Genomic DNA, 16,796 nt, shown 5'->3' on the forward strand with positions numbered 1-16,796 from the left:
CGTCAGCCTCCGCCCCCGAGCGAAAGCGCCAGCAGGCGCTTTCGTCAGGACGCTTCCTCGACAATGGACAGGTCGTTTTTTATGACAAGCATTAGCGCGGCACACACGCATTTTTCGCTTTCACCGCCTGCTGCTGAAAATCAGTCGGCGCCCGTGACCGACACCTCGTTGACTCCCCAGCCTCCCAACCAGGATGTGCCGTTGCCCGGCAACCCCGCCCCCTCGCTGGGGCATCTGGGCGGGGCATTGTCCTGGCCGGTTCCCTTGAGCGCAGACGAACAACGACGCTTGCGTCTTATCACGATGAATCACGCACATCATCTGGGCGATCAGCCGCTGGTGATGCAAACCAAAGGCGGCGTGCTGGAGTTCTTGCGGTATCGCCAGCCTCTCCCGGCGTCTGTGCAGGACGACCCTGCCAAGATGCTCGAAGCGCTGATCCGTTCCCCCCAGGGACAACGGATGGGCAAAGCGCTGCAACAAAGAATGCAGGGCATTGACAGCGCGAGCAGCGTGACGGATTACCTGCTGGCAGGCATCGCGTTGCAGATGGATCATGAGTCGATCAGCGCCCCGGCGCGCAACAAAATAGCTGGGTTCGACCTGGCCAGTGACCATTATTGGGGCCACCCCCCATCGGCAGTCGTGGAAGGCTTGGCCGAACACTTAAGTCGCACCGGCAAAACCAGCGTTGCGCTGGCAAAAGTCGGTGCGTACCTGTTGCTGGCCAAGTCGGCTCCGCAGTTTCTGATCAAAGACATTCCCCCGACGGTGAAAGTCGGCAGCCAGGCCTGGGCCAACCTGACGATTGCCGCCATGACGAGCGAAGCGCAGGCACCGGGCAAAGTTCCCGGCATGACGTTTGCGCAGGTCATGAGCGAGGCTGAAAACGCCCGACGGGTTGACCCTGTGGCCACTCAGCATGCCCAGACTGCCGCGTTACTCGATTGGGGCGTTGCGAATGAAATCATCCCCAAAAGAAACGCTGACACCTACACCGCCGCACAACTTGAAACCGTCAGAACCGAGTTCAACCAACAGCTTGATGAGCGGATGTCTGCTTCAAAAATACTGGACAAGGCAATACCGACGCGAACAGAAATCGCACAGATCAAGTTGCAGGAACGGTTTGGAGACTTGGGCGCGCTGTTTGAAGTCAAAGCACTCAGCACAGATGCGTCTCGCGTGGAGCACGGGCAAAACGGGATAAGCGGCACTCACTCACTCTTGGACTACGCCAAGATGGACTTGCCGAATCCGAGGCCGCTGAAGTCGAGCGACTCCCGCATCCCCGTAGAGGCGCTGAACAATAATCCTACGTTCGGCGTTCGGGAGGCTTTCGAACAGCAGTTCACCAGCGCCATCCAAGCAAAAAAGGCTGCGATCAATACAACCGTCAGGCACCTGATCTCGCAGCTACCATCTGCGGATAGGAGGAACTTGGAGTTTGGAAAAATCAGCTTTTTCCAAGAAGGCTCATACGTCATGGATGGTCATTTCAATAATACGCAGGCTCAAAATAAACCTGGACTGTTGGTCAAAACTGAATGGCATGGCACAACAAAAGCCTACGTCATCGACTTCAATAAAGGCTCGATTGAAAGGGCGAGCGTGTACGCAGCGCAGGTTCAGGAGTCCAGGGCAGGCAAAAATGTTTCTACGACCAAAGCGTTCACGCCCCGTCATAACGCAGATGATCTGGGTCGTGAACGCCCGTTGAGTGACGCACTTGTGAATAGTTTCACCAGCGCTCGATCCCGTTCGATTGCCGACGCCTTTGTCCAACACCTTGATCTCGATGATCCCGCTATAAAAGAACAGGCGCGCGGGCAGACACCCCTCGACGAGTATTACAGCCCCAAGCCGTTGAACGATTTTTTGTTGAACCTGATCCCCTTCAGATCGGCCATCGTCAATATTCAGAATGGTAAATATGGTGAGGCAGCATTTGATCTCATGCTGGACATCTTCGGCTTTGTTACTGCGGGGGCCGCCACGGCTGGAAAACTGCTCAAGATCGGCAGCGCTGTTCTCTCCAGCGGTGCAAAGGTGCTAAAGGCTGCCAAAGTCATTGGCGTCGCCACGATTGACTTGCTCAATCCGGTGGGTGGTTTGGGGGATTTGGCAAGGCTAGTGGGCAGCGGCGGCTTGTATGTACTGTCCAAAACCGTCAATAAACTCAGAGGTGCCACCGGCAGTTACGACGTATTGAAGGCGATCAGCAAGCAGTATGACGCAGCGGCGACAGGCGTGGTGAAGGTGGCCGAACAGACGGTGGAGGGAGCCGCCGTGCTCAAGAACGGCCATTGGTATGCTTTTGATGCCGACGCGATGCGACCCTATGGCAGCCCGCTCGAAGAGTTCGTGGTCGCAACCCAGGCTGTCGCCGGTAAGGTGGGCGCTCCGCACCTCGAAGAAGTGAGCGAACTGAGCCATGAATGGTTTGGTCAGTTCAACGTGCCTGAGTCGCGTATTGCTGGCCTTTCACGTAATGGCCAGGGCGTGTATGTGGCCGCCGATGGGCACCTGTCTCATATACGTCATATCGACAGCCACGGTAAGGCGGCGGTGTACGAAGTCCGCCAGGTGTCGCGCACGGAGGACGGCGTTGTGCAGGCCCGGGTTTATCACAACAACCGGCAGACCGAGTTGTTGGTCCAGCATATACAGGGTGACCAATGGCACCGCCTGGGGGCAACCGGTGGTGCAAAGCAAATCACCGCTGAACATTTGCAGGCGTGGGAAGCATTGCCGCGCCAGGAGCAAATAAGGCTTACCCCCAAGGGCTTTGCCCGCCAGCACCAACTGCCCTGGAAAACGTTTGAGTACTGTGTGAAAGCTGACGGTCGACTGAGCGAAACCGGCTTGATCGTGCGTAACCGCCCCGCCAACACGCCGTTCAACAAGGTGAACGAAGCGCATATCCAGAGTTGGCGAAGCATGACTCAGCATGAGCGTGGCGCCATGACCATAGACGGTTTTGCCGTTCATCATCACCTGAATTCGCATACGCTCAAAAATTATGTGCGGGTCGATGGCAGCCTTGGGCCAGAGGGTGAAGAGCTATTGGGCAGGGCTGCCGGTACTGTCTATGAGGTAATTACCGACGAGCATTTACATCGGTGGCGCACGCTCTTCACGCAACCGAACAACTCAGTGACGCAAGCGCAGTTCATAAGCCAGCACAAGCTCAGCCCAGGCAGTTGGAGTCGCTTCGTTAAAAAGGATGGTTCCTTGAAAGAGGCGGCCGTGCGACGTCTCAATCAGGCCGAGCAAAACACCGCACTTACCCCCACCTTCCAGACTTCGGCACGCAAACAGATAATCACTGCTGAGCATCTACGCGAGTGGGAGGCGTTGTCGCCCGCGCAACCGCGAAGCATTACCCGTGAAGACTTTGCCCAACAGAGGAACCTCTCGCCGAAAACCTTTGCCTACTATGTGCAGCCTGACGGCCAGTTGAGTGATACCGGCAAGATTGTGCGCGACCGCGCGGCCAATACACCCTTCAATACACTGACCGAAACGCATATACGTGATTGGCAAAGCAAGACGCAGCAGGCGCGTGACGCAATGACCATGAACGGATTTGCCGGCCATCATCACCTTAATCCGAGCACGTTCAAAAATGGTGTGCGGCAAGATGGTGGTCTCGGGCCACCCGGTGAAGCGTTGTTGAACAGGGCGGCCGGTCTCACCTATACCGTGCTTACTGATGACCATCTACGCCAGTGGCGGGCGCTCTTCGCTCAATCGAACAGGTCAGTCACGCAGTCGCAGTTTTTGAGCCAACATGGGCTCAACCCAAACACTTGGCATCAGTCCGTTAACGCCGATGGCTCTTTAAAAGCGGCGACCGTGCAACGCCTCAATCGGGCAGAGCAAGATATCCCGCAGCTCCCCGTGCCCGAGCAACCGGCTGCGAGTGCAACACGAAAACGGCCTGCGCAAGACCCTCTGGATCCGCCGCCGTCGAAATCTTCGGATCTGAACACTCCCACCGACACGCCACACAGCGAACAGATCCCAGGTTCGTCTTCGGACATCGTCGTTATCAAGGTTGAACCCGACGTTTCCCCTGTACTACCTCGTCATCAGATCGACAATACTCTGCCGATTCTGCAGGACCCGACGAACCCCAGGCTCAGCTTGACCCAATCACTTGAAGGCCCTATCGAGGACATCCGTATCGCCCACTGGAATGGTGTGCTTGACGGTCTGGATAGCGCAACCAAGGCACGCGTTTCAGCCCGGATCAAGGCGTCGATCAAAGACTGGCTGCGGACCGAATGCCAGCACCAGTCCCGGTTTGATGAAGTCCTGGAAGTGGTCACGCCGCTGGATGATGGTGGGCCGGCGCGCGGCGCATCGGTGTGGGCGCGGCGCGATATCCCCCAATTTGAAGTGCTTGGCCCGTATGCCGGCAAGTACCATGCAGACGAGGCGTCGTTGTTCAAGGAGCAACGTAAGCAAGGCTCCCGGGCTGTACTGACTTACCTGTTCGGTACACGTTCGGGTGTGCGTACGGTGAGTGGGCTGCACACGGGTAACACTCTGAGCCTGATCAATACCTCGCAGCTGCGCAATGGGCCAGTGTGGAAGTCGAACAATGTCGTTTCCGTGGCGGTCGGGAAAAACCTGACGTTCTATGTGGCGCTCAAAGACATCAAGAAAGGTGATGAATTGCTGCTCGACTATGGGCCGTTCTATAACCCTGTGCCTGAGATAGCGATCAAGCCGGACCCTGATCGCTGAGGTGAGCTTCTCGGCCGTTTGAAAATCAATTGTGCGTTCGCCATGGAAAGATGAGCGCTGCTCAGGTTTACTACTACCTGAGTAAGCGCTTCACCGACCTTGCACGTCGGCTCACCAAGGTCACCGAATGGATAAATACACCCCCCACACCTGGCAGCCCCACGAGCGGCCGAGCCTGCCCGGCTCGCCGTCGACGCCGCTGCACCCCACCCACAAGCGCTGGCTGTTTGCGCTGGTAGGCGTGCTGGTAGCAATCACCGGTGGCCTGGGCAATGCCCTGGTTATCGCCAACCTGCAATACCTGCAAGGCGCACTGGGCGCGACCACCGCGGAAATGGCCTGGCTGCCCGCCGCGTATGTCATGACCAACGTGTGCATGAACCTGCTGCTGGTGAAGTTTCGTCAGCAGTTCGGCCTGCGTGCGTTTACCGAAGTGTTCCTGGTGTTGTATGCGCTGGTGACTTTCGGCCACTTGTTTGTCAACGACCTCAACTCGGCCATTGCGGTGAGGGCGGCTCACGGCATGGTCGGCGCGGCGCTGAGTTCGTTGGGTTTGTACTACATGATCCAGGCGTTCCCGGCCAAGTGGCGCTTGAAAGCTCTGGTGCTGGGGCTGGGCACCGCGCAATTGGCGCTGCCCCTGGCGCGGCTGTTTTCCGAAGACTTGCTGCAGATCGCCGAATGGCGCGGGTTGTACCTGTTTGAACTGGGCCTGGCGCTGATCTGCCTGGGCTGCGTGTTCCTGCTCAAGCTGCCGCCCGGTGACCGCTTCAAGACCTTTGAAAAACTCGACTTCCTCACCTTCGCCATCCTTGCCACTGGCGTTGCTTTACTGTGTGCGGTGCTGTCCCTGGGGCGTATCGACTGGTGGCTGGAAGCGCCGTGGATCGGTGTGGCCTCGGCCTGCTCGCTGGTACTGATCATGGCGGGGCTGGCCATCGAGCATAACCGCAGCAACCCGATGCTGATGACGCGCTGGCTGGGCAGCGGCGTGATGATTCGCCTGGCCTTGGCGGTAGTGCTGATTCGCATGGTGCTGTCCGAGCAATCCACCGGTGCGGTGGGGTTCATGCAAATGCTGAACATGAGCTACCAGCAAATGCATACCTTATATGTGGTGATGCTGGCCGGGGCGATTGCCGGGCTGGTGGTCAGCGCGTTGACGATCAACCCGGCGCACCTGTTGATGCCATTGGTGATTTCCCTGGCACTGATGGCGACAGGTTCGGTGATGGACAGTTTTTCCAGCAACCTGACGCGCCCGCAAAACCTCTACATCAGCCAGTTCCTGCTAGGCTTTGGCGGCACGTTCTTCCTCGGGCCGACCATGGTGCTGGGCACGAAAAACGTGCTGACCAACCCGCGTAACCTGGTGAGCTTCTCGGTGATGTTCGGGATTTGCCAGAACCTCGGCGGCCTGATCGGCGCGGCGTTGCTGGGCACCTTCCAGACCGTGCGCGAGAAGTATCACTCAAGCATGATCGTCGAGCACCTGACCTTGATCGACCCCCGTGTAGCTGCGCGAGTGCAGAGCGGCGGGTCGGCCTACGGTGGCATCGTCGCCGACCCGGAACTGCGCAACCTGATGGGCATCCGCAGCCTGGCCACGGCGGCCACCCGTGAAGCGAATGTAATGGCTTACAACGATGTGTTCATGCTGATCGCGATTATTGCGATCCTGACCATGCTGTGGATCTTCACCCGCAGCCTATGGTTGATGAGCACCACCAAGGCAATCCCTCCTGTTCAACCCAGCGGCGCGACTTCATGACCGAACCTTCAACCACCACCACAACCGCCATCGCTGCCACACCGGAAGGCAGCACGCCACCGGGCGCCGTGCCCACCCAATTGCGACCTTTGCGCGTGCGCATCATCTCGTCCCTGGGTTTTGCCGCCATCGCCATCATTGGTGTGCTGATCGTGCTGTACGCCTGGCAATTGCCGCCGTTCAGCAGTGCGGTGGAAACCACCGAAAACGCTCTGGTGCGCGGGCAGGTGACGATTATCGGCCCGCAACTTGGCGGCTATGTGTTCGAAGTACCGGTGCAGGATTTCCAGTATGTAAAAGCGGGGGACCTGCTGGTACGCCTGGATGACCGCATCTACAAACAGCGCCTGGACCAGGCCCTGGCGCAACTGGCGGTGCAGAAAGCGTCGCTGGCCAATGTGGTGCAGCAACGCAACAGCGCGGAAGCGACCATCAAGCTGCGCCAGGCCGCGCTGGTCGACAGCCAGGCCCAGGCGCGCAAAAGTACCGCCGACTTGCGTCGCAACGAAGAATTGATCAGCGATGGCTCGGTGTCCAAGCGCGAGCTGGACGTGACCCGCGCCGCCAATGCCCAGACCATTGCCGCCGTAGCCCAGGCCCAGGCCAGCCTGGAAATTGCCCGGCAAGACCTGCAAACAGTGATCGTCAATCGCGGCTCCCTGGAAGCGGCAGTCGCCAGTGCCGAGGCGGCGGTGGAACTGGCGCGGATCGATTTGTCCAACACCCGCATCACCGCGCCACGCGATGGTCAGTTGGGGCAGATCGGCGTGCGCCTGGGTGCCTACGTTAACTCCGGCGCGCAATTGATGGCCCTGGTGCCCAAGCAGCTGTGGGTGATCGCCAACATGAAGGAAACCCAGATGGACAATGTGCAGGTCGGCCAGCCGGTAACCTTCACCGTTGACGCGCTGAACCATCGCAAATTCCATGGCACGGTGCAGCATATCTCGCCGGCAACCGGCTCGGAGTTCAGCCTGTTGCAGGCGGATAACGCCACCGGCAACTTCGTCAAGATCGCCCAGCGCGTGCCAGTGAGGATTACCGTGGACCCGGACCAGGCCGAGAGCGAGCGGTTGCGACCTGGGTTGTCGGTGGTGGTGAGTATCGATACGGCAGGGCGCCTGAAAAACAGCCCACCCTGACCCTGACACAGTGCAGAGCAAAATGTGGGAGGGGGCTTGCTCCCGATTAGCACAGGTATCTACACAACTTTGCATTCGCCAACAGTAACCACGATGCGCAGCGAGCCGCTCTTGATCTTGATCTTGATCTGCTTTTGATCTCAGGCGCCCCGTTAAACCACGCTGGCCGGAATTCGACAGGGATTTGGGGGGTAAACCGGCAGGGATGCCGGTTTAGCCGCCCCGCGCCATGGATGGCGCGTGGCGGCGACCCCCCAAATCCCTGGCGGATTACGGGCACACCGAGCCTAGGCGAGGTGCCGAGTGGTGGGGCAAGAGCCTTTTTGGTTACTTTTGGGGCTCTTTTCCAAAAGTGACCCGCTGTAAAAGCGGAACCAATAGCGGCCGTTACCCAAACACCGGATATGTACTCGGTCTGATCCAGCACCCTGGTCGGCCCGGAGGCCGCCATCGGGAGCAAGCCCCCTCCCACATTTGACCAAGGTGTGTCACGTAGGCGCCTGTCGATTGTGAGGCCGTCAGGTGAGCAACCCCCCTCTCACATTTGCTCACCTGTATTCTGACGATTGGGTTTACAGCACCACGCTCGGCAACCACAACGACAGCGCCGGAATGTAGGTCACGGCGATCAGCACCAGAAACAGCACCGCATAAAACGGCAGCAGCGCCTTCACGGTTTTCTCGATGCTTACCTTGCCCACCGCCGCGCCGACGAACAACACCGCGCCCACCGGAGGCGTGATCAAGCCGATGCCGAGGTTGACCAGCATGATCATGCCAAAGTGCACCGGGTCGACGCCGATACCGAGGATCACCGGCAACAGGATCGGCGTAAGGATCAGGATCAGCGGTGCCATGTCCATCACCGTGCCGAGCAACAGCAGCATGACGTTGATGCACATCAGGATCACGTAGCGGTTGTCCGACAGGGTCAGGAACAGCGTGGTGATCTTCGCCGGGATCTGCATCAGGGTCATGATGTAGCCGAAGCTGGCGGCGAAGGCGATGAGGATCATCACGATGGAAATGGTGCGTACCGTGCGATGCATCAGCTTGGGCAGCTCGCGCCATTTGTAGTCGCGGTAGATGAACATGGTCACGAAAAACGCCCACAGCACCGCGATGGCCGCCGACTCGGTGGCGGTGAAGATGCCCGACAAGATGCCGCCGAGAATGATCACCATGGCCATCAGGCCCCAGAGTGCATCAGCGGCGATCTTCAAGGCCTGCTTCAAGGGGATGACTTCGCCCTTGGGGTAGTTGCGCTTTTTCGCGAAGATCAGGCACAGCACCATCAGGCACGCGCTCATTAAAAGGCCCGGCACCACGCCGGCCATGAACAGCGAGGCGATTGATACCGTGCCGCCGGCGGCCAGGGAGTAGAGCACCGAGTTGTGGCTGGGCGGGGTCAGCAGCGCTTGTACCGAGCCACTCACGGTCACCGCCGTGGCGAACTCCCGTGGGTAGCCACGGCGTTCCATCTCCGGGATCAGCACCGAACCGACCGACGCGGTATCGGCCACCGACGAGCCTGAGATCGCACCGAAAAACGTCGACGCCATGATGTTGACCAGCGACAGCCCGCCGCGCACAAAGCCCACCAGCACCCCGGCAAACGCCACCAGCCGCCGCGACATGCCGCCCTCGGCCATGATCGCTCCGGCCAATACGAAGAATGGAATCGCCATCAGTGAAAACTTGTTCACCCCGCCCGCCACCTGGATCATCAGGGCCTGGAACGGAATGTCGATCCACCACGCGCCGATCAGCGCCGACAAGCCCAGGGCGTAGGCCACCGGCATACCGATCAGGATCAAGGCGATAAAGCTGCCCAGCAGAATCAATGCGTCCATATCAGGCAGCCCCTTCGCTTTCTTCAACCAGGTCGAAACGCACTACGCGCCGGTGGCTCTGGTCGCCCAGTAGAAGTTTTTCCAGCACGAATATCAGGGTCAGCAAGCCGCCAATCGGGATCGGCATATAGGTGATACCCACACGCAGGGTAGGGATGGCGCTCATGAACTGGTTCCAGGTGGACAGGCACAGCTTGGCGCCCCAAATGGTCATGAACAGGCAGATGGTCGCCATCAACAGTTGCGAGACGATGCCGACAACGCGGCGCTGAGCATCAGGCAGGCGATCAGTGATCATCGCCACCGACATATGCGCCCCGGCGCGGTAGCTGGCAGCCGCGCCGATAAAGGTGAACACCAGCATCAGCAGGATCGCAGAGGGTTCCGGCCAACTGGAGCCGGTGCCGAGAATATAGCGGGCGAAGATGCCCCAGGGAATGATCAGCGCGACCCCCAGGACCGAGAGGCCGGCGACCCAGATGCAGGTCATGTAGATACGGTCGTTGATGCGCAGCAGTAGATTCTTCATGGCGTTCACCGTGACCGGGCGCGTCGATACCGACCGCGCCGGGCCTTGTCAGGGAGGAGGGCGTTACTGAACGGCGTCGATACGCTTGATGATGTCGGCGTAAGGCGCACCGTACTTCGCGCGAACCTGCGCGGTGGCGTCATAGAAGGGCTTTTTGTCGACGGTGATGAACTCGACCCCGGCCTTTTTGAGTTTCTCTTCACTGCTGGCCGACTTGGCATCCCACAACACACGCTCGTCAGCCTGGGCGGCCTTGGCGGCTTCCTTGACCATGTCCTGCTGTGCGGCGGTGAGCTTGTTCCAGGTGATTTTCGACATCACGATGGGCTCGGGCAGGATCAGGTGTTCGGTGAGGGTGTAGTACTTGGCGTTCTGGAAGTGGTTGTGTTCCAGAAGCGTCGGCGGGTTGTTTTCTGCGCCGTCGATCACCCCGGTCTGCAAGGCGCTGAAGATCTCGCCGGTGTCCATGGCGATACCGTTGGCGCCCATTGCATTGAAGGCTTCGATGAAAATCGGGTTGCCTTGCACGCGAATCTTCATGCCCTTGAGGTCTTCGATCTTGCGCACTGGTTTCTTGGTGTAGAGGTTGCGCGTGCCGCCGTCCATCCAGGCGAGGGCGACCAGGCCGAACTCGGAATCGGTGATCTTGGCGAGGATCTCATCGCCGATTTCGCCGTCAATCACTTTGCGCATATGCGCCTGGTCGCGGAACACGAACGGCAGGTTGAACACATTCACGTCCGGCACCACCGGGCCGACGATGCCAAGGCTGACGCGGGTCATTTGCACGGCGCCGACCTGGGCCTGTTCGACGACTTCCTTCTCGGAGCCGAGCACACCGCCCGGGAAGTACTTGAAGGTCAATTCGCCCTTGCTTTGCTGGGTCAGGGCCTTGCCCATGTTTTCTTCGGCGACCACGGTGGGGTAGCCAGCGGGGTGGATATCGGCAAACTTGATTTCCAGCGCGTGGGCGGCGCTGCTGAGGGCCACGAGTGTGGCAGCGAGCAAGGTGCGTTTGAAGTCCATGGGCGGTGATTCCTGTCTTGTTATTGTTGTATTCAAGGCACAGCGATGCAGCTAGAGGATGAACTGGGGTTCGGGCAATCCCTTGACGCCGGGGTTGAGGGCAAACACGCCGCCGGACAGCGAACTGTCACGCTGATCGTCACGAATGGAGGTGACGTACAGGGTGTCCAGGCGACTGCCGCCGAAGGCGCACATGGTGGGTTTTTTTACCGGTACGGTGAGGGACTGGTCGAGGCGACCGTCGGGGGTGAAACGGTGGACCAGGCCGGCATCGTTGGCGCAGATCCAGTAGCAGCCATCCGCGTCGACAGCTGCACCATCGGGCCTGCCGAGAAAGTCATGCATGTCCACAAACACCCGGCGGTTGGACGGCGCACCGGTGTCGATGTCGTAGTCGAATGCCCAGATCTGCTGCACTAGCGGGTGTGAATCAGAGGCATACATTGTGCGGCCATCGGGGCTGAAGGCCAGACCGTTGAGGGTGATGAAACCATCGAGCTGCGCATGGGGCGCCGTGCCAGACGCATAGCGATAAAGGCTGCCCTCAGCGGCGTTCAACCCCATGTTCAGCACCATGCTGCCGGCCCAGAAGCGGCCTTGGCGATCACAGCGGCCGTCGTTCAAGCGCATGTCCGGGCGCGGATGTTCGACACCGGCCAAGAGCGTAGTGTCGAGGCTGCCGTCGTTGTGCGGGGTCAGTTCAAAGAAGCCGGTTTCCATGCCTGCCACCCAGTTGCCCGCTTGGGTACGGGCGATGCAGGCTAGCATCTGCGGGGCCTTCCAGGCACGCAGGTGCCCGGCAGAGGCGTCCCAACGGTGCAAGCCACCGTTGGGGATGTCCACCCAATAGAGGGCGTTTTCTTCAGGCACCCATATCGGGCATTCCCCCACGGCGTTGCGGGCATCGACAATCAATTCTGCAGTCATGGCCACTCATTCCTTTGGGTTGCTGTGCACTCAGTCACCGAACGGGCCTGCCGCGCAGAACGCGCCGCCCTGATAAATCCTTGCCGGGTCATCATCTGCGACCGGCGGCTGGGCCTCGACCTGGACGCGGAACACTTCGGAGCTGTCCTTGGGCGCAAAGCCCAGGTGTGCGGCGTAGCGGTTGTCCCACCAAGTGTCGAGGTTGGCCGACATACCGTAGACCACGGTATGGCCTACATCGGGCGTGTACAGCGCGCGTTCGAGTAGTTGGGTCAGGTCGTCGAAGCTCAGCCACGTGTGCATCATCCGGCGGTTCTGCGGCTGCGGGAACGAGGAGCCGATGCGGATGCTCACCGTCTGGATGCCATAACGGTCAAAGTAGAAACTGGCCATGTCTTCGCCGTAGGACTTGGACAGGCCGTAGTAGCTGTCCGGGCGGCGTGGGGAGTGGGCGTCGAGTTGTTCACCCTGTTTATAGAAACCGATCACATGGTTGGAGCTGGCGAAGATCACACGCTTTACGCCATGGCGACGTGCGGCCTCGTAGATATGGAAGATGCCGCTGATATTGGCGCCGAGCACTTCTTCGAACGAGCGCTCTACCGATACGCCACCAAAATGCAGGATGGCGTCGACGCCTTCTACCAATTGGTGCACGGCTTGCTTGTCGGACAGGTCGCAGGTTTGCACTTCTTCGCGGGCATCGATGGCGGGAGCCATGTCGGCGATATCCGACAGGCGCAGGACCTTGGCGTAAGGGCGCATACGTTCGCGCAAAACTTTACCGAGGCCACCGGCGGCGCCGGTGAGCAGCAGGCGGTTAAACGGAGCAGGGGTTGTGGTGGTCATGGGCGTTCCAGATTTTTGTTGTAGGTTGTCGTATGACTATATGGAAATAGTGTTAGGGATTCTTGGTGTTGTCAACGTCCTTCCAGGCGCATGAGATCAAAGGTGGGAGCTGGCAAGCCAGCTTCCACATGGATGTGTGGCACCTTTGAGATCGAGTTCGACCCTGGAACTTACAACAACGAAATCGGATAGCTGATGAAAATCCGGTTCTCATCGAACTCGTTATTGCTGAAGTCGCGCCGCATTGTTGAATTGCGCCACTTCACATTGAGGTTTTTCAGTGCACCACTTTGCACCGTATACGCCAGTTCCGACTCACGCCCCCATTCCTTGCCATCGGTGATCGCTGCGGTGTGTACGTTACTGCCGCTGATGTAGCGGTTCATCAGGGTCAGCCCTGGCACGCCGAGTACGACAAAGTTGAAGTCATGGCGCACCTGCCAGGATTTTTCCCTGGCATTGTCATAGCTGGAGTTATAGCTGTCGTTGGCCAGCGTGCCGCCGCTGGTGCCGTTGATACGCATCCATACACTGTCTCCGGTGAGTTTTTGCAGGCCGACGTAGAAGGTGTGGCCGTTGTATTTGGCCGAGAGCAGGGCGAACACGGTCTTGTTGTCGAGGTCGCCGGCCAAGGCGCTGCCGTCTTCCTTGCCGTTGAAGAAGCCAAGGTTGGCGCCCAGGGTCCAGTCGCCCACCGGCTGGCTGTGGGTGAGGTTCAGATACTGTTGCTGGTAGATATCAGTGAGTTCGGCGTACCACAGGCCGACCTGGGTGCGCTTGTCGTTGAAGGTATATTCGCCCCCGCCGAAGTTGAAGCGGTCCGAGGTGAACGCAGCTTTGCCGTTCATGAACATGTCTTCCATGCTCGCGTCGTTGCGTGGGCTGTTGCCGCGAAACTGGCCGCCGTAGAGGCTCAGACCGGCGATCTCATTGGACGTGACCTGGCCGCCGCGAAAGGTCTGGGGCAGAGAGCGGCCATCATCGGAACGCAGGATCGGCAGCACTGGCATCCACTCGCCAAGTTTGAGCTCGGTCTTGGACAGCCTGGTTTTCAGCGCGACCCCAAGGCGTCCGAAATTGTCGGCAGGGCGGCCATCGTCATGCACCGGCAGCAGTTGAGTACCGGCAGTGCCTTTGCCGCCATCGAGCTTTTGCGAATACAGGCCCAATACATCAATCCCGAACCCGACAGTGCCTTGGGTAAAGCCGGATTTGGCGTCGAGAATGAAGTTTTGCGTCCACTCTTCGGCCTTGCCCTGAGGGTTGCCGGGGTTGGTGAAGTTGCGGTTGAAGTAGGCGTTGCGCAGGTTGAGCGTGGCCTTGGCGTCGTCGATAAAACCTTCGGCTTGAACGCACAGGGGCAGGGTGACGGCCAGGCTAGCGAGGCTGATAAGGCCCAGGCGTGCAGAGCAATTGCGGGCGAATTGACTCACAGTGAGGCTCCCTTTCTTTTGTTGTTTTTATTATTTGTTATACGTCGTCGTACAACATTGGGCGGGATATTTGCGGGGTTTTCGGGGTGTGTCAAGCAGAAGTTATACGATGACTGTGTATGACCTGATCTAAAGCGGGCAGGGTCAATGTGGGAGGGGGCTTGCTCCCGATAGCAGTGTGTCAGTCACAGATGATCTGACTGATACACCGCTATCGGGAGCAAGCCCCCTCCCACATTTGATTGAGTTAAACCTGGTTTTTTATACCGCTAAAACCATCGGAGGCAGGGTGCCAAGGAGTGAAACGGCGGCTACTGCGCAGACCCCCAGCAGCCATTCCGTCATCACGCTGGCTTTCAAACTGCCCAAGCGCTGTTCGCAGCGTTCGATACGCAACCGGTTCAGCAGCGCCAACCCCAACATCCCCGCCACCAACCCCACCTTGATCAGCAGGATCAAGGCAAACCCATTGAACAGTGGCGTGGGCCACAGTTGCCCGGTGAGCACGCGCACATTGATCAAACCGGTTACCAGCAAGCCGGCGACGAGGCCGTAACCCACGCCGCTGAAGCGCCGCAAAATCGGCTCCAGCCGGTGCTCTTGCGCGTGCCTGAGGATCAGCACCAGCACCAGCAACCCACCCAGCCAGGCCCCCACGCACAGCAGATGCACCACTTGGTTGAGGATCAGCAATTGCCCACTCAGCCCGTCGAGCATGGCGCCATGGCCCACCGGCGCGAGGGTCGCCAGCAGCAGGGTGATCAATGGCAAACGCAAGGCTGGCCAGGGTTTGATCAGCACGATTACCAGCAGAACATTCAGCAGCAGATGCCAGGTCCATACCTGGCCGAAAAAGGTCTTGCCCAGCACCAATTGCACGGTGGCCGGTTGCAGCGCCGCGTCCCAACTGCCGGCCATGCTGGCGGTGATCAGCAGTAGCCACGCCACGCCGGAGCCAAGCCCCAGCCAGGCCAGGCCACGGGTAATGCATAGCAGTTGCCGGTCCAGAGTCGGCTGTACCTGGGCGCCGAGCAGCCAGGGCCGGAGCACGCAAGCCCCGAACATCAGCAGCACGACCATAAAATGCAGGAAACGGCACAGCACCAGCAGGGTTGCCATGGGTTACTGGCCGACCTTGAAGCTGTATTTACCGCTGCTCTTGTGGGTGTCGACCGACACTGCATTCCACACCACTTTGTAATTGCCGCTCGCGAGCGGGGCGGCAGGGGTCACGACCAGGACTTTCTTGTCCGCGTCCGGGGTTTCCAGGCCCTTGATGGCGATTTCAGTGCCGTCCTTGCTCAGGGAGACCTTGGTGAAGGTGGCTTCGACGCCTTCGGTGAAGGTCAGGCGCAGGTCTTTCGGCGCGGCGACGCTGCTGTTGGCCGCAGGTTCTGCGCTCTTGAGGTGGGCATGGGCAAATGCCGCCGAGGCGCCCAGCAGGGAGGTGAGCAGGGCGAGGGTGGTCAGGGCTTTCTTGATCAACATTGTTCAATACCAATCAATGGGTAGGAGCGGGCAGTGTACGAAGTTTCGGCTTGGCCTGTCGCCCCGATCTAGAGCTGGTGGTAGTCTTTAACCCGTGTTGTTGTCAGGGAGCCCTTATGGGCAATCACAAGATCGGAATCCGTCGGGTCAACGTCGAGAAAATCCTGCTGGCGGCGGAAAAAGTCTTCGCTGAAAAAGGCTACGGCAGCACCGCCATGGCCGACATCGCCGAAGAGGTGCAACTGCCGCGTTCCAACCTGCATTATTACTTCACCACCAAGAGCGAGCTGTACAGCGCGGTGCTGTTCGACCTGCTGGAGCTGTGGAAGCAGGATGCCCTGAGCTTCGAAACCTTCGATGATCCGCGGGTGGTGCTCAGCAGCTACATCCGCGCCAAGATGCAGCGCTCGCGTACGCGGCCGTATGGCTCCAAGGTCTGGGCCAATGAAATCATCCACGGTGCGCCCACGCTCGGTGAGGCCCTGGATGAAAGCCTGTACGACTGGGCCAAGATGAAGGAAGCGAAGATTCGCCAGTGGGTGCAAGACAAACGCATCCTGCCGGTGGAACCGTCGAGCCTGCTCTACATGATCTGGGCCTCGACCCAGCACTATGCCGACTTTGATCACCAGGTGAAGATTTTGAATGATCACCAGCCGTTGTCGGATATGCAGTTCGAAAAGGCGATTCAGACGGTGACCAGTGTGATCTTGCGGGGGATCGGATTGGAGCCTTGAGCCTTGTGGTGAGGCTGAGGGCCCCATCGCAGCATGGGTATCTACACAACTTCGTAGCAGTCACCAGTAACCACGATGCGAAGCGAGCCGCTCTTGATCTGCTTTTGATCTTAGGCGCCCCGTTAAACCACGCTGGCCGGAATTCGACAGGGATTTGGGGGGTAAACCGGCAGGGATGCCGGTTTAGCCGCCCCGCGCCATGGATGGCGCGTGGCGGCGCCCCCCCCAAGTCCATGGCGGATTACGGGCACACCGAGCCTGGGCGAGGTGCCGAGTGGTGGGGCAA

Annotated in this window: 12 protein-coding genes; 4 read left to right on the top strand and 8 right to left on the bottom strand. The window is 59.3% G+C overall.

The features are described 5' to 3' along the window. Nucleotides 1-81: 81 nt before the first annotated feature. From E4O97_RS23625 to E4O97_RS23635, 3 genes are all read left to right on the top strand, one after another. Nucleotides 82-4,755, top strand: coding sequence for an SET domain-containing protein-lysine N-methyltransferase (locus E4O97_RS23625; protein ID WP_248162391.1), 4,674 nt, complete (start codon nucleotides 82-84; stop codon nucleotides 4,753-4,755). A 127-nt stretch (nucleotides 4,756-4,882) separates the two neighbouring features. Then, nucleotides 4,883-6,526, top strand: coding sequence for an MFS transporter (locus E4O97_RS23630; RefSeq protein ID WP_005789335.1), 1,644 nt, complete (start codon nucleotides 4,883-4,885; stop codon nucleotides 6,524-6,526). Beyond that, nucleotides 6,523-7,668, top strand: coding sequence for an HlyD family secretion protein (locus E4O97_RS23635; RefSeq protein ID WP_005789334.1), 1,146 nt, complete (start codon nucleotides 6,523-6,525; stop codon nucleotides 7,666-7,668). Before E4O97_RS23630 ends, E4O97_RS23635 begins: the two co-directional genes overlap by 4 nt. 572 nt (nucleotides 7,669-8,240) lie before the next feature. Here the strand turns inward: E4O97_RS23635 and E4O97_RS23640 are convergent. The 8 genes from E4O97_RS23640 to copC all read right to left on the bottom strand — a co-directional run bounded on the left by E4O97_RS23640 (nucleotide 8,241) and on the right by copC (nucleotide 15,773). Next, nucleotides 8,241-9,521: a TRAP transporter large permease gene (locus E4O97_RS23640; protein WP_216091757.1), complete on the bottom strand. Its 1,281-nt coding sequence runs from the start codon at nucleotides 9,519-9,521 to the stop codon at nucleotides 8,241-8,243. A gap of 1 nt (nucleotide 9,522) precedes the next feature. Then, nucleotides 9,523-10,050, bottom strand: coding sequence for a TRAP transporter small permease (locus E4O97_RS23645; protein WP_005789330.1), 528 nt, complete (start codon nucleotides 10,048-10,050; stop codon nucleotides 9,523-9,525). Between the two features lie 63 nt (nucleotides 10,051-10,113). Then, a complete protein-coding gene (locus tag E4O97_RS23650; RefSeq protein WP_103735473.1) occupies nucleotides 10,114-11,076 on the bottom strand; it encodes a TRAP transporter substrate-binding protein in 963 nt (320 codons plus the stop codon). A gap of 51 nt (nucleotides 11,077-11,127) precedes the next feature. Continuing rightward, nucleotides 11,128-12,003 carry an SMP-30/gluconolactonase/LRE family protein gene (locus tag E4O97_RS23655; RefSeq protein ID WP_248162394.1) on the bottom strand — a complete coding sequence of 292 codons (876 nt, stop codon included), beginning with the start codon at nucleotides 12,001-12,003 and terminating at the stop codon, nucleotides 11,128-11,130. Nucleotides 12,004-12,033: 30 nt separating this feature from the next. Then, a complete protein-coding gene (locus tag E4O97_RS23660; RefSeq protein WP_078821741.1) occupies nucleotides 12,034-12,852 on the bottom strand; it encodes an NAD(P)-dependent oxidoreductase in 819 nt (272 codons plus the stop codon). A gap of 170 nt (nucleotides 12,853-13,022) precedes the next feature. Beyond that, a complete protein-coding gene (locus E4O97_RS23665; RefSeq protein WP_248162396.1) occupies nucleotides 13,023-14,285 on the bottom strand; it encodes an OprD family porin in 1,263 nt (420 codons plus the stop codon). A gap of 261 nt (nucleotides 14,286-14,546) precedes the next feature. Further along, nucleotides 14,547-15,404 carry a copper homeostasis membrane protein CopD gene (gene copD, locus E4O97_RS23670; RefSeq protein ID WP_248162398.1) on the bottom strand — a complete coding sequence of 286 codons (858 nt, stop codon included), beginning with the start codon at nucleotides 15,402-15,404 and terminating at the stop codon, nucleotides 14,547-14,549. A 3-nt stretch (nucleotides 15,405-15,407) separates the two neighbouring features. Then, nucleotides 15,408-15,773 carry a copper homeostasis periplasmic binding protein CopC gene (gene copC, locus E4O97_RS23675; RefSeq protein ID WP_032880503.1) on the bottom strand — a complete coding sequence of 122 codons (366 nt, stop codon included), beginning with the start codon at nucleotides 15,771-15,773 and terminating at the stop codon, nucleotides 15,408-15,410. A gap of 116 nt (nucleotides 15,774-15,889) precedes the next feature. On the opposite strand from copC, the gene E4O97_RS23680 reads away from it, so the two are divergent. Beyond that, a complete protein-coding gene (locus tag E4O97_RS23680; protein WP_005789320.1) occupies nucleotides 15,890-16,510 on the top strand; it encodes a TetR/AcrR family transcriptional regulator in 621 nt (206 codons plus the stop codon). Nucleotides 16,511-16,796 lie beyond the last annotated feature (286 nt).

The sequence above is a fragment of the Pseudomonas sp. W15Feb34 genome (genome assembly GCF_023127765.1).
GTDB classification, from domain to species: Bacteria; Pseudomonadota; Gammaproteobacteria; order Pseudomonadales; family Pseudomonadaceae; genus Aquipseudomonas; species Aquipseudomonas synxantha_A.

Coding starts and splice junctions, on each gene's coding strand:
- E4O97_RS23625 (WP_248162391.1), top strand. CDS start 82: ATGACAAGCATTAGCGCGGCACACACGCATTTTTCGCTTTCACCGCCT.
- E4O97_RS23630 (WP_005789335.1), top strand. CDS start 4,883: ATGGATAAATACACCCCCCACACCTGGCAGCCCCACGAGCGGCCGAGC.
- E4O97_RS23635 (WP_005789334.1), top strand. CDS start 6,523: ATGACCGAACCTTCAACCACCACCACAACCGCCATCGCTGCCACACCG.
- E4O97_RS23640 (WP_216091757.1), bottom strand. CDS start 9,521: ATGGACGCATTGATTCTGCTGGGCAGCTTTATCGCCTTGATCCTGATC.
- E4O97_RS23645 (WP_005789330.1), bottom strand. CDS start 10,050: ATGAAGAATCTACTGCTGCGCATCAACGACCGTATCTACATGACCTGC.
- E4O97_RS23650 (WP_103735473.1), bottom strand. CDS start 11,076: ATGGACTTCAAACGCACCTTGCTCGCTGCCACACTCGTGGCCCTCAGC.
- E4O97_RS23655 (WP_248162394.1), bottom strand. CDS start 12,003: ATGACTGCAGAATTGATTGTCGATGCCCGCAACGCCGTGGGGGAATGC.
- E4O97_RS23660 (WP_078821741.1), bottom strand. CDS start 12,852: ATGACCACCACAACCCCTGCTCCGTTTAACCGCCTGCTGCTCACCGGC.
- copD (WP_248162398.1), bottom strand. CDS start 15,404: ATGGCAACCCTGCTGGTGCTGTGCCGTTTCCTGCATTTTATGGTCGTG.
- copC (WP_032880503.1), bottom strand. CDS start 15,773: ATGTTGATCAAGAAAGCCCTGACCACCCTCGCCCTGCTCACCTCCCTG.
- E4O97_RS23680 (WP_005789320.1), top strand. CDS start 15,890: ATGGGCAATCACAAGATCGGAATCCGTCGGGTCAACGTCGAGAAAATC.